At 71.3% G+C, this 25,430-nt stretch carries 22 protein-coding genes and 1 tRNA gene; 18 read left to right on the top strand and 5 right to left on the bottom strand.

What is annotated here, in order from left to right; translation table 11 throughout:
• The first annotated feature begins 189 nt into the window (after positions 1-189).
• Both ACGFIS_RS05430 and ACGFIS_RS05425 read left to right on the top strand, forming a co-directional pair.
• Positions 190-2,031, top strand: coding sequence for an ABC-F family ATP-binding cassette domain-containing protein (locus ACGFIS_RS05430; protein WP_392969683.1), 1,842 nt, complete (start codon positions 190-192; stop codon positions 2,029-2,031).
• Between the two features lie 42 nt (positions 2,032-2,073).
• A complete protein-coding gene (locus ACGFIS_RS05425) occupies positions 2,074-3,204 on the top strand; it encodes an amidase (RefSeq protein WP_392900106.1) in 1,131 nt (376 codons plus the stop codon).
• 77 nt (positions 3,205-3,281) lie between these two features.
• On the opposite strand, the gene ACGFIS_RS05420 is transcribed toward ACGFIS_RS05425, so the two are convergent.
• The gene (locus ACGFIS_RS05420) at positions 3,282-3,785 is read right to left on the bottom strand and encodes a MarR family winged helix-turn-helix transcriptional regulator (protein WP_392900109.1); all 504 of its coding nucleotides are present in this window, start codon (positions 3,783-3,785) and stop codon (positions 3,282-3,284) included.
• Positions 3,786-3,915: 130 nt separating this feature from the next.
• Between ACGFIS_RS05420 and ACGFIS_RS05415 the strand changes: the two genes are divergently transcribed.
• The 3 genes from ACGFIS_RS05415 to ACGFIS_RS05405 are packed head-to-tail and all read left to right on the top strand — an operon-like array spanning position 3,916 to position 7,993.
• Positions 3,916-6,111, top strand: coding sequence for an MMPL family transporter (locus ACGFIS_RS05415; protein ID WP_392900112.1), 2,196 nt, complete (start codon positions 3,916-3,918; stop codon positions 6,109-6,111).
• A gap of 5 nt (positions 6,112-6,116) precedes the next feature.
• Positions 6,117-7,337, top strand: a complete 1,221-nt coding sequence (locus tag ACGFIS_RS05410) for a sensor histidine kinase (protein ID WP_392969680.1) — start codon at positions 6,117-6,119, stop codon at positions 7,335-7,337.
• Positions 7,334-7,993: a response regulator gene (locus ACGFIS_RS05405; RefSeq protein ID WP_392900117.1), complete on the top strand. Its 660-nt coding sequence runs from the start codon at positions 7,334-7,336 to the stop codon at positions 7,991-7,993. Before ACGFIS_RS05410 ends, ACGFIS_RS05405 begins: the two co-directional genes overlap by 4 nt.
• On the opposite strand, the gene ACGFIS_RS05400 is transcribed toward ACGFIS_RS05405, so the two are convergent.
• Entirely contained in the window at positions 7,962-8,822 is an 861-nt protein-coding gene (locus tag ACGFIS_RS05400; RefSeq protein WP_392900120.1) for a patatin-like phospholipase family protein, read from the bottom strand. The two genes, ACGFIS_RS05405 and ACGFIS_RS05400, sit on opposite strands and share 32 nt — an antisense overlap.
• A gap of 102 nt (positions 8,823-8,924) precedes the next feature.
• On the opposite strand from ACGFIS_RS05400, the gene ACGFIS_RS05395 reads away from it, so the two are divergent.
• A complete protein-coding gene (locus ACGFIS_RS05395) occupies positions 8,925-9,725 on the top strand; it encodes a trans-aconitate 2-methyltransferase (RefSeq protein ID WP_392900123.1) in 801 nt (266 codons plus the stop codon).
• Between the two features lie 244 nt (positions 9,726-9,969).
• Here ACGFIS_RS05395 and ACGFIS_RS05390 read toward each other — a convergent pair whose 3' ends face one another.
• Both ACGFIS_RS05390 and ACGFIS_RS05385 read right to left on the bottom strand, forming a co-directional pair.
• The gene (locus tag ACGFIS_RS05390) at positions 9,970-10,722 is read right to left on the bottom strand and encodes a TetR/AcrR family transcriptional regulator (RefSeq protein ID WP_392900126.1); all 753 of its coding nucleotides are present in this window, start codon (positions 10,720-10,722) and stop codon (positions 9,970-9,972) included.
• A 53-nt stretch (positions 10,723-10,775) separates the two neighbouring features.
• The gene (locus ACGFIS_RS05385; RefSeq protein ID WP_392900129.1) at positions 10,776-11,729 is read right to left on the bottom strand and encodes an acyl-CoA desaturase; all 954 of its coding nucleotides are present in this window, start codon (positions 11,727-11,729) and stop codon (positions 10,776-10,778) included.
• A 458-nt stretch (positions 11,730-12,187) separates the two neighbouring features.
• Between ACGFIS_RS05385 and ACGFIS_RS05380 the strand changes: the two genes are divergently transcribed.
• Positions 12,188-12,337, top strand: coding sequence for a helix-turn-helix domain-containing protein (locus ACGFIS_RS05380; RefSeq protein ID WP_392969677.1), 150 nt, complete (start codon positions 12,188-12,190; stop codon positions 12,335-12,337).
• Between the two features lie 319 nt (positions 12,338-12,656).
• Here the strand turns inward: ACGFIS_RS05380 and ACGFIS_RS05375 are convergent.
• Positions 12,657-12,727, bottom strand: a tRNA-Gln gene (locus tag ACGFIS_RS05375).
• Positions 12,728-12,967: 240 nt separating this feature from the next.
• On the opposite strand from ACGFIS_RS05375, the gene glmU reads away from it, so the two are divergent.
• The 11 genes from glmU to ACGFIS_RS05320 all read left to right on the top strand — a co-directional run bounded on the left by glmU (position 12,968) and on the right by ACGFIS_RS05320 (position 25,410).
• Entirely contained in the window at positions 12,968-14,407 is a 1,440-nt protein-coding gene (glmU, locus tag ACGFIS_RS05370; protein ID WP_392900136.1) for a bifunctional UDP-N-acetylglucosamine diphosphorylase/glucosamine-1-phosphate N-acetyltransferase GlmU, read from the top strand.
• Positions 14,408-14,572: 165 nt separating this feature from the next.
• Positions 14,573-15,553 (top strand): ribose-phosphate diphosphokinase, encoded by a 981-nt coding sequence (locus ACGFIS_RS05365; RefSeq protein ID WP_392900139.1) that lies wholly within the window; start codon positions 14,573-14,575, stop codon positions 15,551-15,553.
• A gap of 521 nt (positions 15,554-16,074) precedes the next feature.
• On the top strand, positions 16,075-16,698 hold the full coding sequence (locus tag ACGFIS_RS05360) for a 50S ribosomal protein L25/general stress protein Ctc (RefSeq protein WP_392969674.1): 624 nt from the start codon (positions 16,075-16,077) through the stop codon (positions 16,696-16,698).
• Between the two features lie 138 nt (positions 16,699-16,836).
• Positions 16,837-17,427: an aminoacyl-tRNA hydrolase gene (pth, locus tag ACGFIS_RS05355; protein WP_392900145.1), complete on the top strand. Its 591-nt coding sequence runs from the start codon at positions 16,837-16,839 to the stop codon at positions 17,425-17,427.
• Between the two features lie 240 nt (positions 17,428-17,667).
• Positions 17,668-19,143: a sugar transferase gene (locus tag ACGFIS_RS05350; RefSeq protein ID WP_392900148.1), complete on the top strand. Its 1,476-nt coding sequence runs from the start codon at positions 17,668-17,670 to the stop codon at positions 19,141-19,143.
• Positions 19,144-19,245: 102 nt separating this feature from the next.
• A complete protein-coding gene (locus tag ACGFIS_RS05345; protein WP_392900151.1) occupies positions 19,246-20,190 on the top strand; it encodes an inositol monophosphatase family protein in 945 nt (314 codons plus the stop codon).
• A 124-nt stretch (positions 20,191-20,314) separates the two neighbouring features.
• Entirely contained in the window at positions 20,315-21,232 is a 918-nt protein-coding gene (gene cysD / locus ACGFIS_RS05340) for a sulfate adenylyltransferase subunit CysD (protein WP_392900154.1), read from the top strand.
• Positions 21,232-22,539: a sulfate adenylyltransferase subunit 1 gene (locus ACGFIS_RS05335; RefSeq protein ID WP_392969671.1), complete on the top strand. Its 1,308-nt coding sequence runs from the start codon at positions 21,232-21,234 to the stop codon at positions 22,537-22,539. The genes cysD and ACGFIS_RS05335 overlap by 1 nt, the downstream gene beginning before the upstream one ends.
• Positions 22,540-22,643: 104 nt before the next feature.
• Positions 22,644-23,663 (top strand): sulfotransferase, encoded by a 1,020-nt coding sequence (locus tag ACGFIS_RS05330; RefSeq protein WP_392900160.1) that lies wholly within the window; start codon positions 22,644-22,646, stop codon positions 23,661-23,663.
• Entirely contained in the window at positions 23,660-24,598 is a 939-nt protein-coding gene (locus tag ACGFIS_RS05325) for a glycosyltransferase family 2 protein (RefSeq protein WP_392900163.1), read from the top strand. Before ACGFIS_RS05330 ends, ACGFIS_RS05325 begins: the two co-directional genes overlap by 4 nt.
• Positions 24,595-25,410 (top strand): WecB/TagA/CpsF family glycosyltransferase, encoded by an 816-nt coding sequence (locus tag ACGFIS_RS05320; RefSeq protein ID WP_392900165.1) that lies wholly within the window; start codon positions 24,595-24,597, stop codon positions 25,408-25,410. The genes ACGFIS_RS05325 and ACGFIS_RS05320 overlap by 4 nt, the downstream gene beginning before the upstream one ends.
• Positions 25,411-25,430 lie beyond the last annotated feature (20 nt).

Below are 25,430 nucleotides of genomic sequence, written 5' to 3'. Positions count from 1 at the left end.
ATACGGCCCGCCGCCCGGACAGGGGCCCCCGCCGGGGCCGCCGCCCGGGCCTTGACCGCCCGCACGTGACCGCCCGCACGATGACCGCCCGCACGGTGACCGCCCGCACGGTGACCGCCCGCACGGTGACCGCCCGCACGTGACCGCCCGCACGATCGGCTCGCCCGGGCCAATAGGCTGGGTGGCGTCGTGAATCTGATCAACCTTGAGAACGTCGCCAAGGCCTACGGGCCCCAGCCGCTGCTCGACGCCGTCTCCCTCGGCCTGGACGAGGGGGACCGCGTCGGCGTCGTCGGCCGCAACGGCGGCGGCAAGAGCACCCTGGTGTCCGTCATCGCGCGGGAGACCGAACCCGACGCCGGGCGCGTCACCCATGCGCGGGGCCTGCGCCTCGGCATCCTGGCGCAGCGGGACGAGTTCCCGGAGGACGCGACGGTCCGGTCCGTCGTGCTGGGCGACCGTGCCGAGCACGAGTGGGCGGGCGACGTCCTCGCCCGCGACGTCCTCGCCGGCCTGATCGCCGACCTCGACCTGGACGCGCCGCTCGCGGGCATGTCCGGGGGTGAGCGCCGCCGCGTCGCGCTGGCGCGGCTCCTGGTCCCCGAGTCCGATCTGCTGCTGCTGGACGAGCCCACCAACCACCTCGACATCGAGGCGATCGACTGGCTCGCCCGGCATCTGAAGGGCCGCAGGGTCGCGCTGCTCATCGTCACCCACGACCGCTGGTTCCTGGACGAGGTGACCGAGCGGACGTGGGAGGTCGTCGACGGCCGCGTCGAACGCTACGAGGGCGGCTATTCCGCGTACGTCCTGGCGAAGGCCGAGCGTTCCCGGATCGCCGCCGCCACCGAGGCCAAGCGGCAGAACCTGCTGCGCAAGGAGCTGGCGTGGCTGCGGCGCGGCCCGCAGGCCCGCACGTCCAAACCGAAGTTCCGGGTGGACGCCGCGCAGGCGCTGATCGCCGACGAGCCGCCGCTGCGCGACTCGGTGGAGCTGACCCGGTTCGCGACCGCGCGGCTCGGCAAGACCGTCTACGACGTGGAGGACGCGACGGTCGAGCTCGGGGAGGGCGACGCCCAGCGCACCATCTTCGAACGCATGACGTGGCGGCTCGGCCCGGGTGACCGGGTCGGCCTGGTCGGCGTCAACGGCAGCGGCAAGAGCACCCTGCTGCGCCTGCTCGACGGGTCCGTTCCGCCTGTCTCGGGAAAGGTGGTCCAGGGCAAGACCGTCCAGCTCGCGCATCTGTCGCAGAACCTCGAGGACCTCGACCCGTCCCGCCGCGTCCTGGAGTCGGTGGAGGAGATCCGCCGCCGCATCACCGTCGGCAAACGCGACTGGACGGCGAGCCAGCTCCTCGAACGCCTCGGCTTCCAGAGCGACCGCCAGTGGACGCCCGTCGGCGACCTGTCCGGCGGCGAGCGGCGCCGCCTGCAGCTGCTCCGCCTACTCATGGGCGAACCCAACGTCCTGCTCCTCGACGAGCCCACGAACGACCTCGACATCGAGACCCTCACCGAGGTCGAAGACCTCCTGGACGGCTGGCCGGGGACGCTCGTCGTCGTCAGCCACGACAGGTACTTCCTGGAGCGCATCACCGACCATGTCGTGGCGCTCCTCGGCGACGGCCGCGTGTCGCTCCTGCCCGGCGGCGTGGACGAGTACCTCGAACGCCGCGCCGCCGGCACCGCCCCCAAGCCGGCCGGTCCCGACCGGCCCGCCGCACCCGAGCGGACGGCCGCCCCTGCGGGCAGGGGCGCGGGCAGAGTCGCGGACACGGTCGCGCCCGCGTCCGCGTCCGCCAAGCCGAAGGCCGGCGGGCAGGACTGGAAGGCCCGCAAGGAGCTCGACCGGCTCGAACGCCGCCTGGAGAAACTCGCCGGCCAGGAGGCCGGCCTGCACGAGCAGCTGGCCGCGCACGCCACCGACTACACCAAGCTGCAGGAGCTGGACGGCCGGCTGAAGGAGATCCAGGCCGAGGCCGCCAGGGTCGAGGAGGAGTGGCTGATGCTCGCCGAGGACATCGGCTGACCCCGACTGGAATTCCCAGGTCAGACCGGGGATGATCCCAGGATGACGACATGGATCATCAGGACGGACGAGCCCGGTGACGGCCCCCGGCTCGCGGTCAAGGACGCCATCGATGTCGCCGGGCTGCCGACCACCGCGGGCTGCCAGGCCGTCGCGGAACGCGCCGAACCCGCCGCCGCGGACGCGCCCGTCGTCGCCTCCGCCCGCGCCCAGGGCGCCCGCGTCGCCGGGAAGACGAACCTCAACGAGCTGTGCGTGGCCGCCGACGGCGTCAACCCGTGGACGGGCACCCCGGTGAACCCGCTCGACCCGTCCCGCGTCCCGGGCGGGTCGTCCAGCGGGTCCGCGGTCGCCGTCGCGACCGGTGAGGCCGACGTCGCGTTCGGCACCGACACGTCGGGCTCCGTCCGCATTCCCGCCGCGTGCTGCGGCATCGCGGCCCTCAAGACCACGAGCGGGCGCGTTTCCCTCGACGGCGTCTACCCGCTGTCCCCGACGCTGGACACGGTCGGGCCGATGGGACGCGACGTCGCCGCCGTCGTCCTCGGAATGAGCCTCATCGAGCCGGGCTTCGCGCCCGTCCCGTACGACGCGTCCATGACCGTCGCGCGCCTGCGCCTCGGCGGCCCGGCCTTCGAGATCGACCCCGCGATCGACGCGGCCGTCGACGACGCGCTGCGCCGCCTCGGCCCCATCACCGACGTGACGTCCGAGCACTACCACGACGCCGCCGCGGCCAACGGGTTCTACGTCGCCGACGAGGGGTGGCGGCAGAACGGCCACCTGGTCGGCGACCCGCCGAAGATGAGCGGACGCATCCACCGGCGCCTGCACGAACTGCACGACGTCGCCACCGCCGGGCGTCTCGGCTGGGCCGCCGGCGTCCGCGAGTCGATCAGGGCGGAGCTGGACGCGATCCTCACCCGGCACTCCGCGATCGCCCTGCCCGTCCTGCCCGTCGTCACGCCCGAACCCGGCGACGACGACCATTCCGACCTTCTGCTCACCACGCTGACCGGCCAGATCAACGTCGCGGGCCTCCCGGCGTTCGCGCTGCCGGTCCCGGTGCCGGGGTCGCATCTGCCCGCGTCCGTCCAGCTCATCGGCCCCGCGGGCGGCGAGGAACGCCTCTGCGGCCTCGCCGCCGCCCTGGAGACCGCCCTGGCGTCATGACGCCGCGCCGTTCGGGGTGCACCGTCGTTCGGGGTGCACCGTCGTTCGGGGTGCACCGTCGTTCGTGGTGCCGCCGCCTAGTGGCGTTCGGTGTCCTTGTCGAACGGGATGAGGAGGGTGCGGAGCAGGCCGGCGAGGACGTCGCGCTGGTCGGGGCTCAGGCTCTCCAGTATCGCCAGCTCCCGGCCCAGCAGGTCGGCGAACGCGGCGTCCACCCGCGTCCGGCCCGCGTCGGTGAGGCGGACCAGGACGCCGCGCTTGTCCTGCGGGTCGGGGTGCCGCTCGACGAGGCCCGCCGCCGCGAGCCGGTCGATGCGGTTCGTCATGGTGCCGGACGTCACCAGCGTCGCCCGCAGCAGCCGCCCCGGGCTCAGCTGGTAGGGGGCCCCGGCCCGGCGCAGCGCGGTGAGGACGTCGAACTCCCACGACTCCAGGTCGTGGTCCACGAACACCGCCCGCCGGGCGCGGTCGAGGTGCCGGGCCAGCCGGGAGACGCGGCTGAGGATCTGCAGCGGCCGGACGTCAAGGTCCGGACGCTCGGTGTTCCACGCTTCGACCAGCCGGTCCACCTCATCGTGCATGCCGACACCCTACCTGTCTTGATATCGAGAAACACTGCCCGACCGGGGGCGATGTCCACCGATCGGTGGACACCAGGTTCAACCGGACGAGCCTGCCGGTCGGCATGACCCCGCGACCAGCATTTACGTCATGACGAACCTTCCTGTGCGCATGGCCCGGTGGAGCGCCGGGCATCCCTGGCGAGCGATCGCCGGGTGGTTCCTGTTCGTGGCGCTGTGCCTCGGCGCCGGCATCTCGATCGGCGGCCAGGCCGCCACGACCGAGGACTTCCGGATCGGCGAGGCCGGCCGGGCGGAGGCGATGGCGGCCGAGGGCGGTCTGCAGCGCAGGCCCGTCGAGCAGATCCTGATCACCGCCCGCCCCGGCACCGGGCCCCTGGACGCGTCCGCCGCCGACGCCGCCGCCCGCGACGCCGCGGCCCGCATGGAACGGCTGCCCGAGGTCGAGTCGGTGTCCGCGCCGGTCCGGGCCGGCGACGGGACCGCCGTCCGCGTCGAGGTCACCCTGCGCGGCCCCGAACTCGACGGCAAGGACCACGTCGACCTCCTGCATGCGCAGACCGCCGAGGTCCAGGTTGCCCATCCCGGCGTCCGCGTCGAGGAGACGGGCGGCCCGTCCATCAGCAAGGGCGTCGAGAAACTGCGCGGCGAGGACCTGTCCCGCACCGAGGTCATCGCGCTCCCCGTCACGCTGATCACCCTGCTGGTCGTGTTCGGGTCGGTGTCGCTGGCCGCCGTGCCGCTGCTGCTGGCGCTGACCTCGATCACGGCGGCCGTCGGGCTGTCGATGCTCGCCTCGCACGTCTTCCCGGACGCGGGCATCGGCACCAGCGTCATCCTCCTCATCGGCATGGCCGTCGGCGTCGACTACACCCTCTTCTACCTCAAGCGGGAACGGGAGGAACGGGTCCGGTCCGGCGGGCGGCTCTCAGCCGGCGCCGTCGTCGAACTCGCCGCGGCGACGTCCGGGCGGGCGGTCGTCCTGTCAGGATTCGCGGTCGCCGTCTCGAGCGCCACCCTCTACCTCGCCGACGACGTCATCTTCTCCTCCATCGCCACAGCGGCCATCGTCGTCACCCTCGTCGCCGTCGTCAGCTCCCTGACCGTCCTGCCCGGACTGCTCGCCGTGCTCGGCCGGCAGGCGGAGCGCCGCGCCGCACGCCGCGCCCGGCGGGGCAAGACCGCCCGGGCGCCGAAGTCGAAGGACGGCGGCCGCATCACGTCCGCGATGCTGCGGCCCGTCGGCCGGCACCCCGCCGCGACACTCCTCGCCGGCGTCGCGGTGATGCTCGCCCTCGCCGCGCCGCTGCTGAGCATCAACCTGACCGACATGGGCCGCGAAACCCACCCCCGGGACATCCCGGCCATGCGGACCTACGACCGGCTGACCGCGGCGTTCCCCGACCTGAAGGCCATGCACCAGATCGTCGTCCGCTCCGGCCCGGACCGCACGGACGAGGTGACCGCCGCCCTCCGCGACCTGGCCCGGCACGCCAGGAACGACGCCCGGCTCGCCGGCACTTCGGAGCTGCGCACCTCACCGGACGGCCGGATCAGCCTCCTGGAACTCGCCGTCCCCCACTACGTGAGCTCGGCCGAGGCGCAGTCGTCCCTGGAGACGCTCCGTCACGACCACGTGCCCGCAGCCCTCGGGACACTCGACGTGGAGACCGCCGTCACCGGCGACGTCGCCCGCTACGCCGACTATCCCGACCACCAGAAACGCAAGCTGCCGCTGGTCGTCGGCGCGCTGCTGCTGGCGACGTTCGCGATGACCGTGCTGGCGTTCCGCTCGATCGCCCTCGGCCTGGTCGGCGTGGTCCTGAACCTCCTGTCCGCCGGCGCGTCGCTCGGCGTGCTCACCCTCGTCTTCCAGGGAACGTGGGCGGAGGGCCTGCTCGACTTCACCTCCACCGGCTCGATCGGCTCCCGGGTCCCGCTGTTCCTGTTCGTGATCCTGTTCGGCCTCTCGATGGACTACCAGGTCTTCGTGATCAGCCGGATCAGGGAGGCGGCCCGGCGGGGCGTCCCCACCCGCGACGCCGTCCTCGGCGGGATCCGCGGCTCCGCCGCCGTGGTCACCAGCGCCGCGTTCGTGATGGTCACGGTGTTCGCCAGCTTCGTCCCCCTGCACATCCTGGAGATGAAGCAGATGGGCTTCGCGCTCGCGGTCGCCGTCCTGCTGGACGCCGTCGTCATCCGGATCGTGATCCTGCCGTCGCTGATGCTGCTCCTCGGCGACAGGAGCTGGTGGCCGTCCCGCCCGGCACCGGGCACCACCGCCGGATCCCCCGCGGGCGGGACGCCCCTCGAAAAAGTAGGCTGACCTCCATGGAGCAACGGCCACAGCCCGGCGACCGGCTCCAGACACAGGCGCTCATCCGGTGGTACGCCGCCCTCTGGGTGCTCCTGGGACTGATCCCGTCCGCCATCGGCGTCTGGGACCAGCCGGCCCCGACCCGGTCCACCACGCTGGCGCTGCTGTCCGTGCTCGCCCTCGGCTACCCGATCACGGGAACGCTCCCCGGCCGCCCCGGGATCCGCCGCCACACGTTCCTCACCCTGCTCATCGCCGGCATCGGCGGCGTCTCCTACCTGATGGACGGCGCCGCCTCCCTCCTCATCGTGTCGCTCCCGCACTTCTGGATCTTCGCGGGGAGCCCGCGGCGCGCGGTCGCCCTCAGCGGCGCCGCCGCCGCGGCCGCGGTCGCCGGCGACACCGCCGGGCGGGGCCACCTCGCCGAACTCCTCACCGGCAACTCCATCGCCACCCTCATCGGCTACGCCGCCGCCGTCCTCCTCGGACTCTGGATGCACCGCGTCGTCGGCCAGCGCGACGAACGCGCCCGCCTCCTGGCCGCCGACCTTGAGGACGCCCAGCGGCGGCTCGCCGAGGCGCAGCGCCGCCAGGGCGCCGCCGACGAACGCGAACGGCTGGCCCGCGAGATCCACGACACCCTCGCGCAGGGCTTCGCGTCCATCGTCGTCCTCGCGGAGGCGGCCCGGAACGGCCTCGCCACCGCACCCGGCAGGACCGCCCAGCAGCTCACCTCGATCGAGCGGACCGCACGCGAGAACCTCGCCGAGGCGCGCGTCCTCGTCGGCTCGGCCGCCCAGGACAGCGTCGCCTCCGGCTCCGTCGCCCGCACGCTGCGCCGCACCCTCGACCGGTTCACCCAGGACACCGGGCTCACCGTCACCGCCGACCTTTCCGACATCGACTGCGACCGGACCACCCGCATCGCGCTCCTGCGCTGCACCCAGGAGAGCCTCGCCAACGTCCGCAAACACGCCGCCGCCGGCACCGTCGGCGTCGTCCTCGAACGCCACCCCCACGGCATCGAACTGGAGATCACCGACGACGGACGCGGATTCTCCGTCGAGGACTCCCGCGGCTTCGGCCTCGACGGCATGCGCCGCCGCCTCGCCGAACTCGGCGGCGAACTCACCGTCACCAGCTCACCCGGCGACGGCACCCGCATCCTCGCCACCATCCCCGCAGAGATCCGCGCAGAGGTCCTCGCAGAGGAGACCGCAGAGGAGACCGCATGACCGGCGGCGGCAGGGTCCGGATCATCGTCGTGGACGACCACACCGTCATGCGCGCCGGCGTGGTCGCGCTGCTGGCCGCCGACCCCACCATCGACATCGTCGGCGAGGCGGGCGACGGCCGCGAGGCCATCGCGCTCGTCCAACGCCTCCGCCCCGACGTGGCGCTCCTCGACCTGCGCATGCCCGTCCTCGACGGCGTCGCCGCCACCACCGAGATCGCCGCCGGAACCACCGGCACCCGGATCCTCGTCCTCACCACCTACGACACCGACGACGACATCGAGCACGCCATCGAGGCCGGCGCCATCGGCTACCTCCTCAAGGACACCACCCGCGACCAGCTCGTCGACGCCATCCACGCCGCCGCGCGCGGCGAGACCGTCCTCGCCCCCCGCGTCGCCGAGAAACTCGTCGCCCGGATGCGGCGGCCCGCCGCGCCCGCGCTGACCGCCCGGGAGATCGACGTGCTGAACGCCGTCGCCGACGGGCTCTCCAACGCCGACATCGGCCGGCGCCTCGTCATCGCCGAGGCCACCGTCAAGACCCACCTCCTGCGCGTCTTCGCGAAACTCGACGTCGGCGACCGCACCCACGCCGTCATCGTCGCCCTCGACCGCGGGCTCATCACCCGCCCGGGACACCGGCCACGGGCCTGATGCGCTCCGCCGCCTCCGCCGCCTGCCGGAACCCCTCCCGGTAGACCGGTGCCCACCGCGTCAGGTCACCGACGTTCTCCCCGAACGCCTCCAGCGCCCCCTCATCGGGAACGATTCGCACGTCGGCCTCCGCGCCGCCGGACATGTGCGCCATGGGCTCGACCAGCACCACCGCGCCGGCGCCCTTCGCCAGACCCACGTTGGACCCGCCGCCGAACGCGCCGTCCATGTACCGCCGGCCACCGATGGTCACCGGCTCCGCGAACCCGGGCGCGGCGCTGCTCGCCGCCACGGCCGCCGTCAACGGGACACCGCTCGTCCCGTCCCACACGACCGGCTTGCCCGACTCGACGTCCACCGCAGTGATGAGCAGCCGCCCCGAGGGCCACTCGTCCGTCTGGTTCCGGGGCGACGCCCCTCCGGGCTGCCCGGCCACGGCTGATCGGCCCACCAGGAATTCCATACTCGCCCGGTGCCGCTCCTCCGTCAGCGCCTCCGCCTCCAGGGCCAGCCGCCCGATCCGCCGCCTGATCTCGTCCGGGTCCAGATCGGAGGCACGGCCGATCTCGAACACCCTGGCCATCACCGAACCGTCCGGCGCCGCCCGCGGGATGTCCGAGAGCGGAAGCTCCGCCAGTTCCGCCAGGTCACGCCCGGTGGCGATCGCCGCCCCGGCGATCGCGCCCGCCGACGTCCCGACGATCACATCCGCCGCCGCCGGATCCATGCCCGCCCGCCGCAGCCCGGCCGCGAGGCCCGTCAGCCACGCCGTCCCCACCGGCCCGCCGGGCCCGAGCACCAGCGCCCATCCGCCTTCTCCGAGTTCCATGAGACCGACCTTACGAACGCCCCCACCGGCGAGGGATCCGTCATTCGACCTAGACCCAAGAATTCTTGACATCAAGATATACGTCGGGCATGCTCTCTCTTGATGTCGAGACAAGCCGCGGCCGTATGGGACCCCGCCCAGTACGGGGCCTTCGGCGGCGAACGGGCCAGGCCGTTCGCCGAACTCACCGCGCGCCTCGGCGCCGCGGGCACCGACCCCGCCCGCATCACCGACCTCGGATGCGGAACCGGCGAACTCACCGCCACCCTCGCCGGACGATGGCCCCACGCCGCCGTCGACGCCCTCGACAGCTCACCCGAAATGATCGCCCGTGCCCGCGAACACGAGATCCCCGGACGGCTCAGGTTCCGCGTCGCGGACATCACCACCTGGCGACCCGAACGCCCCGTCGACCTCATCGTCAGCAACGCCGCCCTGCAATGGATTGCCGAGCACACCGACCTCCTGCCCCGATGGGCCGGCGCCCTCGCACCCGGCGGATGCCTCGCCTTCCAGGTCCCCGGCAACTTCGACGCACCCAGCCACGTCCTGCTCCGCGAACTGGGCCGCTCGGACAGATGGCGCCGCAAACTGGGCGCCCTCCAGCACGACGCCCCCGTCCTCGACCCGGCCGGCTACCTCGACCTCCTCACCCGCCACGGATACGCCGTCGACGCCTGGGAGACCACCTACACGCAGGTCCTCCACGGCGACGACCCCGTCCTGGAGTGGGTCAAAGGCACCACGCTGCGCCCCGTCCTCACCGCCCTCGACCCCGGCGAGACAGCCGAATTCCTCACCGCCTACGGGGAAGCACTGCGGCAGGCCTACCCCGCCGCTCCCTACGGCACCGTGTACCCGTTCCGGAGGATCTTCGTGATCGCCAGACGGACAACCCCATAGACGGGACGCCGCCCGCCCGCCGAGGGAAGCTACTCGTTCCCCTGCGGTGTGCCAGCTCGGACGGGCGGGCGGCTTCCGGCGAATCCCGGCCTCGCAACCCGAAGCCGGCGACCCCTGGCCGGCGGCCGCCCGGACGAACTCCGGGCGGCCACCGGTTGCCACATCGGCGCCGCCGTCCCACCGGGCCCCTCGTCACACCTATAGATCACACCGATAGATCACACTGACGGATCACACTGACGGATCACACCGGCGGATCGGCGAAACCGTCCATTTCGACCTCGCGGCGGCCCCTGCGGTGCGCCCTCTCCGCCTTCGCCGCGGCCTTCTCCTCGGCCTTCTCCGCCTTCGCGGCCGCCTTCTCCGCGCGCCGCTCCCGGCGCTCCAACTCCTTGCGGCGACGCCGCGGATCCAGCGACGGCCTCGGCTCCAACGCCGCCAAACCGTTCCAGGCCAGATTCACCACATGCGCCGCCACATCCTCACGACGCGGCTTCCGGACGTCCAGCCACCACTGGCCCGTCATCGCCACCATGCCGACCAGCATCTGCGCGTACATCGGCGCGAACTTGTCGTCATAGTCGTGCCGGTCGAACTCCTGGGCGAGCACATGCTCGACCTCGCCGGCGATCTCGCTCAGCAGGCTCGCGTAACTGCCGGTACCCGTCCCGCCATGAGAATCCCGCACCAGAATCCGGAACCCGTCCGGATGCTCCTCGATGTACTCCAGGAGCGCCAGGGCGGCCTTCTCCAGCTTCCCCCGGTAATGGATCGCCGAGTTCAGCGCGTCCGTGACGAGCCTCAGCAGGCTCTCGAACTCCCGGTCGACGACGACCGCGTAGAGCCCCTCCTTGCCGCCGAAGTGCTCGTACACCACGGGCTTCGACACACCGGCCGCGGAGGCGATCTCCTCCACCGACGTGCCGTCCAGGCCGCGCTCGGCGAACAGCGCCCGGCCGATGTCGAGGAGCTGCTCACGGCGTTCTTTGCCGGTCATCCGCTTTCTGCGGGGCCTGGGGGCGGGTTCCGTCACGGGATCAATTGTGGCGGTCAAACCGCCTGCTTGGTGCGCTTCGCCGCGAGCCGGTCGTCGTTCGGCCACCGCACGTCGTACGCCAGACCCAGCTTCTCGAACGCCCAGATGATGCGCGCGCTGATGTCGACCTGCCTCTTCAGCACGCCGTGACGCGCACACGTCGGGTCCGAGTGGTGCAGGTTGTGCCACGACTCGCCCAGCGACGGAATCGCCAGCCACCACACGTTCCGGGACTTGTCGCGAACCTCGAAGTCCTCATTGCCGAACGTGTGACAGATCGAGTTGATCGACCACGTGACATGGTGGACGAGCGTGATCCGCACGAAACCCGCCCAGAACAGCGCCGTCAGGAACCCGGCCCACGACATCGTCACCAGGCCCCCGATGGCCGCCGGGAGCAGGAACGACACCGCCACCAGCCCGGGGAACGCCAGGTGGATGCGCTTGAGGTCCCGGTCGTTCAGCAGGTCCTTGGCGAACCGCTCCTTGGACGTCCGGTTGGCGTCGAACAGCCAGCCGTAGTGCGCCCACGCCAGCCCCTTCGCCAGCGCCTTCCAGTCGGTGCCGAACCGCCACGGCGAGTGCGGGTCCATCTCCTTGTCGGAGTACTTGTGGTGACGCCGGTGATCCGCGACCCACGTGATGACCGGCCCCTCCATGGCCAGGCTTCCCGCCACCGCCATGAAGATCTTCAGGCCGCGCCTGGCCTTGAACGATCCGTGGGTGAAGTGCCGGTGGTACCCGACCGTGATCCCCCCGGCGGACAGCACGTAGAACACCGCGACGAGCACGACGTCCGTCCAGCCGAGGAAGTGTCCCCAGGCCAGCGGCACGGCCGCGAACAAGGCCAGGAACGGCACACCGGTGAACACGGCGATGAGCAGGCGTTCGGCGTTGCCTCTGGGCTCGGGTTCGATCTCTGGACGCCGCTGTGGACGAGGGGGATCCATGGCTGGAGCCGTTGTCATGCGTCACCACTTCCTGTGCGACTAGGGGCAGTCTTACCTACGCCAACGTAACCTACGGAACCGTAGGTAGCACCTGCCGAACCGTAAATTAAGTGGGAAACTGCCTCATGGGCCACAAAACCCTCTTGCGGAACAGATGAATCTCAGACCGTCGCGGAAGGGTGACGAAATGGCCCTCACCAGCATCAACGCTCGACGCTCGACGAAGGTTCGCTCGCCGGCCCACCGGCCGGCGCCGCCTCCCGCGAACGGCCCCTGCTTTCAACTGGTGCTGTCAACCGGCACGTCCCCGTGGACGCCGGTGTGCCGCCCGCACCCCGGCCGCGGGCCGGGCACCACGCAAGACGAGTTGCCCGTACCAGACGTTCTAAACCGATCCCGGACATAACTGCCGACCCGCGGCATTGCGATAAGTAGCGGATCAAGCACAAAGAGTAAAAAAGTGCTATGGTCACCTAATGGCTGGACCAATGTCGGACGAGGTCCGAAACGAGCTCAAGCCCAAGGCCGTCCAGCTCCGCCTGGCAGGCTGGACCTATCCCGAGATCGCGCAGGCGCTCGGCATCTCTAAAAGCACCTGTTCGCTGTGGTTACGGAACCTTCCTTGACCGCCTCGTCGTCCCTACACGCCTGGGCGGCATGCTTCGCTTCCTGTGGGTGGCCGGAGCACCCACCAGGCACATCCGGTTCCGGTTGCACATCCACGAGACGGCCGATCTGGTGAGGGGGTTGCCTGCTCATCACCGTCAACCAGAGTGCGGACCTATATCGACGAATCGAAGGGTGGGCCTTCGCTGCCATGCTGGGCCAGGAGGCTGCCCTCGCTCGCCTGGCCGCCCGCTCAGAGGATGCGATGAGGCGGCTTCGGATCGAACGCCGTCTCAGTGAGTCAGGCTCTACAGCGTCCGACAACTTCGGGCAAACGTGCTCCCGGGGGAGGATTCGAACCCCCATATGAGCGACCAAAACGCCCAGTCCTGCCATTAGACGACCCGGGATGGGGCAAATCGGACGTCCCTCCGGTGTGAACGCCCGTTTCACCGAAGGCAACGATACCGAGCCGGAGGCGTGAACCCCACATCATTGACGCGGTGTGCGGGCCGGGGTGGGCGGCGGGGTGACAGGTGGGGGTTGGGCGGTATCCTGCCCGTGTCGGGTGCGCCGGGCCTGTCATGTCGTGATGGTGCAGGTGGGCGCGCTCGTCACCGATCCCGTCCGCGATGCCGAGGAGCCTCCTTGTGAGTGCTGCGAGCCGCACGGCCGCCGTCATCGTCCTCGCCGCGGGCGAGGGCACCCGGATGAAGTCCCGCACCTCGAAAGTGCTGCATGAGCTATGCGGGCGCACCATGCTCGGCCATGTCCTGGCCGCCGCGCGGGAACTGGAGCCCGAGCGGCTCGTGGTGGTCGTCGGGCACCGGCGCGAGCAGGTCGTCGAGCATCTCGCCCAGACCGCGCCGGACGCCGAGGCGGCCGTGCAGGAGCGCCAGAGCGGGACGGGCCACGCCGTGCGGATGGCGCTGGAGCAGACCGGCGCGCTGGACGGGACCGTCGTCGTCACCAACGGCGATCATCCGCTGCTGCGGGGGGAGACGCTCCAAGCGCTCGTCCAGGCGCACGAGGCCGAGGGGAACGCGGCGACCGTCCTGACGACCGAGATTCCGGACGCGACCGGTTACGGGCGGATGGTCCGGGCGGCGGACGGGAGCGTCACGGCGATCGTCGAGCACAAGGACGCCACCGAAGAGCAGCGGGCCATCAACGAGATCAACGTCGGCATGTACGCCTTCGACGGCGCGCTGCTGGCGGACGCGCTGAAGCGGGTGACCACCGACAACGCCAAAGGTGAGGAGTATCTCACCGATGTGGTGGCGATTCTGCGCGGTGACGGTCACCGGACCGGCGCGCATCTCGCGGCCGACTGGGTGGAGACCCAGGGTGTGAACGACAAGGTCCAGCTCGCGCAGGCGCGCAGGCAGCTGAACGACCGGATCCTTGAGGCGCACATGCGGGCCGGGGTCACGATCGTGGATCCGGCCACCACGTGGATCGACGTGGAGGTGACCGCGGATCAGGACGCGGAGGTCCACCCCGGGACGCAGTTGCACGGCCGGACGCACCTGGGCGAGGGCGCTCGGGTCGGGCCGGGCTGCACGCTGACGGACACGCGTGTCGGTGAAGGCGCGTCCGTGATCAATGCCGTCTGCGTGGAGGCGGAGATCGGCCCGGACGCGTCGGTGGGTCCGTACGCGTATCTGCGGCCGGGGACGCGCCTGGCGCGCAAGGCCAAGATCGGTACCTACGTCGAGACGAAGAACGCCGACATCGGCGAGGGCACGAAGGTCCCGCACCTGACCTACGTGGGCGACGCGGAGATCGGCGAGGGCTCCAACATCGGCGCGAGCTCGGTGTTCGTGAACTACGACGGTGTCGAGAAGCATCGCAGCGTGATCGGCTCGCATGTGAAGGTCGGCAGCGACAACATGATCGTCGCGCCGGTGACGGTGGGCGACGGGGCCTACACCGCGGCGGGTTCGGTGATCGTCCAGGACGTCCCGCCGGGGGCGATGGCGGTCGCGCGGGCGCGGCAGCGCAACGTCGAGGGCTGGGTGGAGCGCAGGCGGGCGGGTTCGCCGGCGGCGGAGGCGGCTCGCCGGGCGCGGGACGGGGACGCGCCGTAGCGCGGCGCGCCCGATGAGACTGCCCCGCCGCAGGGCGGGGAGGTGGAGGACAGCGTCGTCCTCCGCGGACAACCGAGCATCCGTGCGCCCGAGTCTTGTGGTGCGCGGGGAGTGGGGACGACAACCCACATGAAGCACAGTTCCATTGAGGGGGAGTTGTCAGAGGTGAGTGGGATCAAAGCGAGCGGCCAGAAGAAGCTGATGCTCTTCACCGGCCGAGCCGACCCGGAGCTGGCCAGGGAGGTGGCCGACAGTCTCCACGTCGAACTGACGCCGACGTCCACATACGACTTCGCGAACGGTGAGACGTTCGTGCGGTTCCTTGAGTCGGTCCGCGGTTCCGATGCCTTCGTGATCCAGAGCCACACCGCTCCCATCAACCAGTGGATCATGGAGCAGCTGATCATGGTGGACGCGTTGAAGCGCGCGTCGGCCAAGCGGATCACCGTGGTGGCGCCCTTCTTCGGGTATGCGAGGCAGGACAAGAAGCACCGGGGCCGTGAGCCGATCTCGGCGCGGCTGATGGCGGATCTGTTCAAGACGGCGGGGGCGGACCGGTTGATGGCCGTCGACCTGCACACGGCTCAGATCCAGGGTTTCTTCGACGGCCCGGTGGATCATCTGTTCGCGCTGGATCTGCTGGCGCAGCACTTCGAGAGCCGGCTGGACACTTCGCAGGTGACGGTCGTGGCGCCGGACGCGGGACGGGTGCGGGTGACCGAGCGCTGGTCGGACCGGCTCGGCGGCGTCCCGATGGCGATCATTCACAAGAAGCGCGACCCGGACGTGGCGAACGAGGTGAAGGTCTTCGACGTCGTCGGCGCGGTCGAGGGCCGCACCTGTGTGATCGTCGACGACATGATCGACACCGGCGGCACGATCCTGAAGGCGGCGGACGCGCTCTTCGACCAGGGTGCGAGCCGGGTGGTGGTCGCGGCGACGCACGGTGTGCTGTCGGGCCCGGCTGTGGACCGGTTGAAGAACTCGCGGATCTCCGAGGTGGTGCTGACGAACACGCTGCCGATCCCGGAGGAGAAGCAGTTCGACAAGCTGACCGTCCTGTCGATCGCCCCCCTGGTGGCCCGTGCGATCAACGAGGTCTTCAGTGACGGCTCGGTGACGAGCCTCTTCGGCGGCCACAGCTGACCACCGGCGAGCCCCGGGAGCGTGAGATAAGGCACCCCCTCCGGTCGCGATGCCCGGGCACCCCCCGGCATCGCGAGGTTCAGGCACCCCAAGTCCTTCTCAGTCACCCCCCGGGGGACTTTCGTGACCCACGACCCCGACGACCCCAGCCACCACCGAAACCCCGCAGCAACCTGAAGAATCGCGATCGCGTCCGAAGGCAGGTTCCGAGCGTGCGAGAAACCTGATCGCGCAGCGAGCCGCAAGGCGAGCCGAAGCGATGCAGCGATCGCACTCAGTGCCCGCCGAAGGAGGGCCATCCAGGGCCCGACGCCAAGGGCACTGCCATGAATACTGCTAGACTCGGTTAACCCGCGTATGCCTGGGTCGTCAGTGCGGTGCCGGTAGTGGAGCCGCATTCCCCGGGGAACGCAAAGAATCTTCGAGGCGCCTGCCGCATCGAGCATCGCCTGATTCGCTCTGTCCGTAGCGGACGTCCAGTGCCGGACGGCCGTGGATCGCAACAACGAGGAGTTTTCGCCGTGTCCGAGGTACGCATTGCCGCCGAGCCGCGCACCGAGTTCGGTAAGGGTGCCGCGCGGCGCACCCGCCGGGCCGGCAAGGTGCCCGCCGTCCTCTATGGTCACGGCACCGACCCGCAGCACATTTCGCTGCCGGGTCACGCTCTGATGCTGGCGCTGAAGACGCCGAACGTGCTGCTCACGATCGAGGGGCTCGGGAACGGCGCGGAGCTGGCGCTGCCGAAGGACGTTCAGCGGGACCCGATCAGGGGGTTCCTGGAGCACGTCGATCTGCTGCTGGTGAAGCGCGGTGAGAAGGTCGTCGTGGAGCTGCCGGTGCAGCTGGTCGGCGACGTGGTGCCGGGCGGTCAGGTCGCGCAGACCGCGGTGGAGATCTCGGTGGAGGCCGAGGCCACCCAGATCCCCGAGTCGGTGGAGCTGGACATCAGCGGGCTGGAGGTCGACAGCCAGGTGCTGGCGAAGGACCTGAGGCTCCCGCCGGGGACGACGCTGGCGGCGGACGAGGACATTCTGATTCTGCAGATCCTCGACGCGACCGCGGCGACGGAGCCGGAGCCCGAGGCGGAGGGCGCCGAGGCCGCGGCGGAGGGCGCCGAGGGCGAGGGCGAGGGCGCCGCCGAGTGACGGTGGCGCCGATGTTCGCCGGGTAGCCGGCCGCAGTGTTCTTCCATGGCCCCCGCGGGTGCGCATAGTCAGTGTGCACCGGCGGGGGCCGTGCTGGTTTCCGAGGGTCGTCGGCGGGGTCGTGGTGGAGGAGTTCGGGTGAGCGCTGATCTTTGGCTGGTGGTCGGGCTGGGCAATCCGGGGCCGTCGTATGCGAAGAACCGGCATAACGCGGGGTTCATGGTGCTGGACGTGCTGGCCGGCCGGGTCGGGGGGACGTTCAAGTCGCACCGCTCGAAGGCCTTCGGGGCGCGGGCGGATGTGCTTGAGGGGCGCTTGGCGGGTGCGCGTGCGGTGCTGGCGAAGCCGCGTTCGTTCATGAACGTGTCGGGTGGGCCGGTGAAGGGGCTGTGTGATTTCTACAAGGTCCCGGTGGAGCGGCTGATCGTCGTCCATGACGAGCTGGACATCCCGTTCGGCGCGGTGCGCCTGAAGCGGGGTGGTGGTGACAACGGCCACAACGGGCTGCGTTCGGTGACGAGTGCGCTGGGGACGCGGGACTATCTGCGGGTCCGGTTCGGGGTGGGGAGGCCGCCGGGGCGGATGGACGCGGCGGCGTTCGTGTTGAAGGACTTCTCGGCGGCGGAGCGGAAGGTTCTGGAGCTGGAGGTGGACCGGGCCGCGGACGCGGCGGAGGCGTTGATCGCCGATGGGCTGGGCACGGCGCAGAACGTCTTCCATGCCGGTTGACCGGATCCGGCCAGAAGGTGCCGTACAGAGCGGGTGATCATGCCGACGTGCGATGTTTCGCCCAGGTTCGCCGGTGTTGTCCTGTGCATGCCGAGGTTCGGCCCGTGACCACGGCAAAGAGATCGTAGGATGCTCCCCGAGTGAGGTTCATGTTGTGTGTGAACCTCAAGTGGCGTTCAACCGTCTTCGATGTGAATCGCGCAGTTGGTGCGCGCGTTACAGGGGATTGGTGAGTGGTCTATGGCAGTCGTTGACAAGGTCCAGGCCGAGTCATCGATCCGCCATGAGCCCAAGCGCTCGGGGTCGCAGAACTGGAGCGGATCCTATCGCCGCCTGGCGCGCTGCCTGGACTTCCTCAGCATGCTGATGGCGGGCGTGATCGCCTTCGTGCTGCGGTTTCCGGGGGTGCCGGGCGAGCTGAACGCCCCGTACGTGGCGCTGACGGTGGTCCTTCCGGTGGTGTGGATGCCGACGCTGATGCTGTGCCGGGCCTACCAGCCGCGATACGTCGGCGTCGGGTACGAGGAGTTCCACCGGGTGCTGCGGGCCGGGTTCATCCTCACCGCGACGGTCGCGATCGTGGCGTACGCGACGAAGACCGAGGTGGCGCGCGGGTACGTGGTGATGGCGCTGCCGCTCGGGACGTTCCTGAATCTGGTGGCGCGGTACCGGCTGCGCAAGTGGCTGCACAAGAAGCGGTGGAACGGCGAGTGCATGCGGCGTGTGGTCGCGGTGGGGCACCGCACGTCGGTGGAGGATCTGATCAAGCTGCTTCGCAAGAAGCGGTACCACGGGATGGACATCGCCGCGGTGTGCCTGCCGCCGGCGATGGCGTCGGGCGACGACGCGGTCGCCGAGGTGGAGGGCGTGCCGGTGCTGGGCGACTTCTCCCAGGCGGCGGCGGTGGCGGACCGGATCGGCGCGGACTCGGTGGCGGTGCTGGCGTGCCCGGAGATGGACGGGGTGGCGCTGCGCAGGCTGGCATGGCAGATCGAGCGGGACGACGTGGAGCTGGTGGTCGCGCCGGCGCTGATGGACGTGACGGGCCCGCGGATCTCGATCCGGCCGGTGTCGGGGCTGCCGCTGCTGCATGTGGAGCATCCGGAGCTGGACGGCAGCCGGAAGGTGTTCAAGGGCCTGTTCGACCGCGCGGCCGCGCTGACCGGGCTGGCGCTGCTGAGCCCGCTGCTGCTGGTCGTCGCGTTCCTGATCAAGGTGACGAGCGCGGGTCCGGTGATGTTCCGGCAGTCCCGGGTGGGACGCGGCGGCCGGGAGTTCACGGTGCTGAAGTTCCGCACGATGGTGCAGGACGCCGAGGCCCGCAAGGTCGAGCTGCTGGACAACAACGAGAACGACGGCGTGCTGTTCAAGATCCGTGCGGACCCGCGGGTGACGCGGGTGGGGCGGTGGCTGCGCCGGTACTCGCTGGACGAGCTGCCGCAGCTCATCAATGTGGTGCGCGGCGAGATGTCGCTGGTGGGGCCCCGTCCGCCGCTGCCGGAGGAGGTCGCCCAGTACGGCGGTGACGTGTACCGGCGGCTGGTGGTGAAGCCGGGCCTGACGGGGCTGTGGCAGGTGAGCGGCCGTTCGGACCTCACGTGGGAGGAGTCCGTGCGGCTCGACCTGCGCTATGTGGACAACTGGACGCTCGCCATGGACCTGCAGATCATGTGGAAGACCTGGTCGGCGGTGTTCCGCGGTTCCGGCGCCTACTGAGCGACGGGTACCGGCCGGCGGGCACCCTGGCCCGCGGGCGCGGGCGGGCCGCATGAGAAAGTGGACCGAACAGACCAGTCGAGTCGGGAATGTGATCAAGGGATGACAGCGGGAGTGGCGGCGGACGACCACGCGCTCGCGGCGGAGCTCGCCGGTGCGGCGGGCCGGCTGCTGCTGGGGGTGCGGGACGAGGTGGGGTTCGCGGATGCGCGGGTCCTCAAGGACACGGGCGACCTGCGGGCGCACGAGTACCTCATGGAGGCGCTGGCGGAGCGCTGTCCCGGTGACGCCGTCCTGTCCGAGGAGGGTCGTTCCTCGGTCGCGGGGAAGCGGTCGCGGGGTGATGACCGTGCCCCGACCCGCAACACCGCCGACGCCGAGCGGCTCACGGCCGGGCGGGTGTGGATCGTCGATCCGCTGGACGGCACCCGTGAGTTCTCCGAGGAGGGCCGCCGCGACTGGGCCGTTCATGTGGCGTTGTGGGAGCGTGACGCGTCCGGTGGGGGACGGCTGGCGGCCGGGGCGGTGGCGCTTCCGGCGCAGGGCTTGACGCTCCGGACGGACGCGACGGGCGGGGCGTCGCTCGTCCGGGTGGATCCGGGGGAGCCCGACCCGGTGACGGCGGGGCCGGCGGCGGCCCGCGGGGCGCTGCCGCGCGAGGTGCCGCTGCACGTCCCGGCACCGGATGCGGGCAAGCTCCGCATCGCCGTGAGCCGCACGCGCCCGCCCGAGTTCGTGCGCCAGATGGCGGACCGGATGGAACTCGACGTGGAGCTGGTGCCCATCGGGTCGGCGGGTGCGAAGATCTCCGCGGTGCTGCTCGGTGAGGTCGACGCGTACGTGCACGCGGGCGGCCAGTTCGAGTGGGATTCGGCCGCGCCGGCGGCGGTGGCGCTCGCCGCGCGGGCGCACGCGTCCCGGATCGACGGGTCGGTTCTGGAGTACAACCGGAAGGACCCGCGGCTGCCGGATATCCTGGTGTGTCACCCTGTGTCGGCGCCGACGCTGCTGACCGGCATACGGGAAGTGCGTGGAGCCCTGCCCTGATCCTGCCCGGAGACCCGGCGGGACTCGATCGAGGCGTGCCGACGTTCGGATCCGGTGGGAGGCGTGCGCCCGTCGCGTGCCACCGGTTGCATCTGCCAGAAAGCGTGGAGAGAAGCCCCAGACCATGCAGCGTTCCGATTATCTGTTGTCCCAGCTGGACGTCCTCGAGGCGGAGTCGATCCATATCTTCCGGGAGGTGGCGGCCGAGTTCGAACGGCCGGTGCTGCTGTTCTCCGGCGGCAAGGACAGCCTGGTCATGCTGCGCCTGGCCGAGAAGGCGTTCTGGCCCGCCCCGATCCCGTTCCCGGTGATGCACGTCGACACCGGGCACAACTTCCCCGAGGTGATCGAGTTCCGTGACCGGCGGGTCGCGGAGCTGGGCGTCCGGCTGGTCGTGGCGTCGGTGCAGGACGCGATCGACAGCGGCCGGGTGGTGGAGCAGAAGGGGCGGCGCGCGTCGCGGAACCGGCTGCAGATCACGCCGCTGCTGGACGCGATCGAGGAGCACCAGTTCGACGCGGCGTTCGGCGGTGCGCGCCGCGACGAGGAGAAGGCGCGGGCGAAGGAGCGGGTGGTGTCGTTCCGGGACGAGTTCGGGCAGTGGGATCCGAAGAACCAGCGTCCGGAGCTGTGGAACCTGTTCAACACCAGGATCGTCCAGGGCGAGCATGTGCGGGTGTTCCCGCTGTCGAACTGGACGGAGCTGGATATCTGGGACTACGTCCGGCGGGAGGAGCTGGAGCTTCCGCTGATCTACTTCGCGCACACCCGCCGGGTGTTCGAGCGCGACGGGCTGCTGCTGGACGCCCAGACCGGGTTCGCCAACCGCGGCGACGACGAGCCGGAGTTCGAGGCGACGGTCCGGTACCGGACGGTCGGGGACGCGTCCTGCACGGGCGCGGTGAAGTCGAGCGCCTCGTCCCTCGACGAGGTGATCGAGGAGATCGCGGCGACGCGGATCACCGAGCGCGGGCAGACCCGCGCCGATGACCGCACCAGCGAGGCCGCGATGGAGGACCGCAAGAAGGAGGGCTACTTCTGATGGCCGCGAACGAGCCCGCCCAGGCCCAGCACCCGGGCAAGAGCATGGACCTCCTGCGCTTCGCGACCGCCGGCAGCGTCGACGACGGCAAGTCGACGCTGATCGGCCGGCTGCTGTTCGACTCGAAGTCGATCTTCGAGGACCAGTTGGAGTCGGTGGAGCGGACGAGCACCGAGCGGGGCGAGGAGTACACGAACCTGGCGCTGCTGACCGACGGGCTGCGCGCCGAGCGGGAGCAGGGCATCACGATCGATGTCGCGTACCGCTACTTCGCGACGCCGCGCCGCAAGTTCATCATCGCGGACACGCCGGGGCACATCCAGTACACCCGCAACATGGTGACGGGCGCGTCCACCGCGGACCTGGCGATCATCCTGGTGGACGCACGCAAGGGCATCCTGGAGCAGTCGCGGCGGCACGCGTTCCTCGCCACGCTGCTGCAGGTCCCGCACCTGGTCGTGGCGGTCAACAAGATGGACCTGGTCGACTACGACCGGAGCGTGTACGAGCGGATCGTGGACGAGTTCACGGCGTTCGCCTCCAAGCTCGCCGTGACGGACATGACGTTCGTGCCGATCTCGGCGCTGCACGGCGACAACGTCGTGGAGCGCAGCGTGAACATGCCGTGGTACGAGGGCTCTTCGCTGCTGCACCACCTGGAGCACGTGCACATCGCGTCCGACCGGAACCTGATCGACGTGCGGTTCCCGGTGCAGTACGTGATCCGGCCGCACGCGTCCACCGACCCGGACCTGCACGACTACCGCGGCTACGCCGGCCAGGTCGCGGGCGGCGTCCTCAAGCCCGGCGACGAGGTGGTGCATCTGCCGTCCGGGCTGACCACGCGGATCACGCAGATCGACGGCCCGCGCGGTCCCGTCGACGAGGCGTTCGCGCCGATGTCGGTGACGCTCCGCTTCGCCGACGACATCGACATCTCCCGCGGCGACATGATCGCGCGCCCGAACAACCGTCCCGAGGTGGCGCAGGACATCGACGCGATGATCTGCTGGATGACCCCGGACCGCACCCTCACCCCGCGCTCCAAGCTGGTGATCAAGCACACCACCCGGACCGCGAAGGTCCTGGTGAAGGACCTGCACTACCGGCTGGACGTCAACACCCTGCACCGCGACGAGCAGGCGGACGCGCTCGGCCTGAACGAGATCGGCCGCGTCTCCCTGCGCGTGACGCAGCCGCTGTTCGTCGACGACTACGGCCGCAACCGCCTCACCGGCGGCTTCATCCTCGTCGACGAGGCCACCAACAACACCGTCGCCGCCGGCATGATCACCGGCGTGAAGTAGGCCGGTGGCGCCGCGAGCGCCGGTCACGTCCTCTAAGGTGCGGAACAGTGGTCTCCCGACCACCCCCGGACCACCATCCCCCGAATGCCCGCGAGGTCCAGCCGATGACGCCTGTCCCCCACCGGAGAGCGGACGAGTCCGCTGAGCGTGCGGCCGGGCCCGCGGACGGGACGGCGCCGCCCCGCGTCCTGTTCCTCGGCGGACTGGGCCGCAGCGGCACAACACTGGTCGAGCGCCTGCTCGGTGAACTGCCCGGTGCGATGGCGCTCGGCGAGGTCATCCATCTGTGGGAGCGCGGTGTCCATGAGGGGGAGCGCTGCGGCTGCGGCGTCCCGTTCGGCGAGTGCCCGGTCTGGCGGCGAGTCGGGGAGGCGGCGTTCGGCGGCTGGGACGCGGTGGACCTCGACAGGTTCGCCGAACTGCGCGCCGCGGTGGACCGCACCCGCCACATCCCGATGCTCGCCCGCGACCGGCTCCCGGCCGACCGGGCGCCGCAAGTCGTCGAGTACGTCGAGCACTACCTGCGCCTGTACCGCGCCGTCGCCGCGGAGGCCGGCGCCACGGTCCTGATCGACTCCAGCAAGCAGGCGTCGCTCGCATTCTGCCTGCGCTGGGCGGCCCGCGTCGGCCGCCTCGACCTGCGGGTGCTGCACGTCGTGCGCGACAGCCGCGGCGTGGCCTACTCGTGGACACGCCAGGTGCGGCGCCCGGAGGCCGACGCGGGCGGCGACGAGCACATGACGCAGTGGTCGCCCCCCCGCACCGCCGTCCACTGGAACGCCGAGAACGGCGCCTACCAGCTCCTCGCCCGGCGCGGCGTGCGGGTGCGGCGGATGCGCTACGAGGACTTCGTCGCCGATCCGCGTGCCCGGCTCCGCGACATCGCCCGGTTCGCGGGGCTCCCCGCCGACGGCGCCGCGCTGGCCTTCGTCGGCGACGGCCGCGCGGAGCTGACGGTCAACCACACGGCGTCGGGCAACCCGATGCGCTTCCGCACCGGACGCATCGACGTCCGGTCCGACGACCGGTGGCGGACCGCGCTGCCGGCCGCCGACCAGCGCAGGGTCACCGCCATGACCTTGCCGCTGCTGCGCCACTACAGCTATCTAGGAGGCGACGTATGACGGAGGAGCCGGGTGGACACCCGTCCGTCGGCGTGGTGATCCCCACGCACGACCGTCCGGAACTGCTGCGGGCGGCGCTGGACGCCGTCCTGGCCCAGGACTATCCGGGCGGGCTGCGGGTCGCGGTCGTGTTCGACCGCGCCGCGCCCGACCCGTCGCTCGCGGACGTGCCCGGCGCGGACGGCCGCGTGACCGTCCTCGCCAACGACCGCACGCCGGGCCTGGCGGGGGCGCGCAACACCGGCATCCTCGCGCTGGACACCGAGCTGGTGGCGTTCTGCGATGACGATGACCGGTGGCTGCCGGAGAAGCTGACCGCGCAGACGGCCGCGCTCGCGGCGCGGCCGGACGCGGTGCTGGCGAGCTGCGGCATCCTCGTGGAGTTCCGCGGCGGCGACAACGCGAGGCTCGCGGGCGCCGCGGAGGTGACCCACGCCGACCTCGTGCGGTCCCGGATGGTGATGGTCCACTCCTCCACGTACCTGGTGCGCCGCGCGGCGCTGACCGGGCGGGACGGGATCGGGCTGGTGGACGAGACCATCCCGGCGAGCCAGAACGAGGACTGGGACCTCGCGCTGCGGGCCGCCCGTCGGCACCCGATCGTGAACGTCGACCGCCCGCTGGTGCGGGTGCTGTGGGGGCGGACGTCGCTGTTCGCCGGCGAGTACGACACCAAGATCGACGGGCTGCGGTGGATGCTGCGGCGGCACCCGGAGCTGGCCGGGGACCCGGTCGGGGCGGCCCGCGTCTACGGCCAGATCGCATTCTGGAACGCGGGCCTCGGCCGCCGTCGGGAGGCGCTGAGCTGGTCGCGGCGGGCTCTGCGCGCCAACTGGCGGGAGCGGCGCGTGCCGTTCGCGCTGGCGGTCGCCTCCGGGCTCGTTTCCGACGAACGGGTGCTGCGGACCCTGCACGCGCGGGGGCACGGCATATGACGGGCGAGATCGCGGCCGGTCCCGCGGCGCAGGCCGCGGCCCCTGGTGGCACGCCGCGCGTCGTGCTGCGCGGTGTGCCGTTCGATGCGCTGACCGAGGCGCAGGTGGTCGAGCACGTCGCCGCCAGCCTCGCGCGCGGCGCGGGCGGCCACCTGGTGACGCCGAACATCGACATCGTGCGGCACGCCCGGCGGGACGGTGAGGGGCGGTCGCTCGTCACCGGCGCCGCTCTCGTCGTCGCCGACGGGACGCCGATCCTGTGGGGTGCGCGGCTCGCCGGCCGGCCGCTGCCCGCCCGTGTCACCGGGGCGTCCCTCATCTGGACGCTGAGCGAGGCGATGGCACGCGACGGCCGGTCGGTCTACCTGCTCGGCGGGGGCGCGCCCGGCGTTCCCGAACGCGCCGGCGCCGTGCTCGCCGAGCGGTATCCGGGGCTGCGCGTCGCGGGGGCGTCCGCGCCGCCGATGGGGTTCGACCGCGACGAGCGCGAGGTCGCCGCGATCGCCGCCGATCTCGCGGCCCGCAAGCCCGACCTGGTGTTCGTCGGCCTCGGGTTCCCCCGCCAGGACCGGCTCATCGCCGCGCTGCGGCCCGAGCTGCCCGGCGCGTGGTTCGTGGGGTGCGGCGCGGCGATCCCGTTCGCGGCGGGCGAGCTGGAGCGCGCCCCGGAGTGGATGCAGCGGACGGGCCTGGAGTGGCTGCACCGTCTGGCGGGCGAGCCCCGCCGCCTGTTCAGCCGCTACATCCTCCACGACCTTCCGTTCGCGGCGCGGTTTCTCACCGGATGCGCGCTGGACCGGTACCGCCGCTAGGCCCGCGGCCGGGGTGTGAG

It is taken from the genome of Spirillospora sp. NPDC048824 (assembly GCF_043198455.1).
In the GTDB taxonomy this organism is placed as follows: Bacteria; Actinomycetota; Actinomycetes; order Streptosporangiales; family Streptosporangiaceae; genus Spirillospora.
The sequence above is the reverse complement of the archived record's forward strand: the minus strand, read 5'-3'. Positions and strand labels throughout refer to the sequence as shown.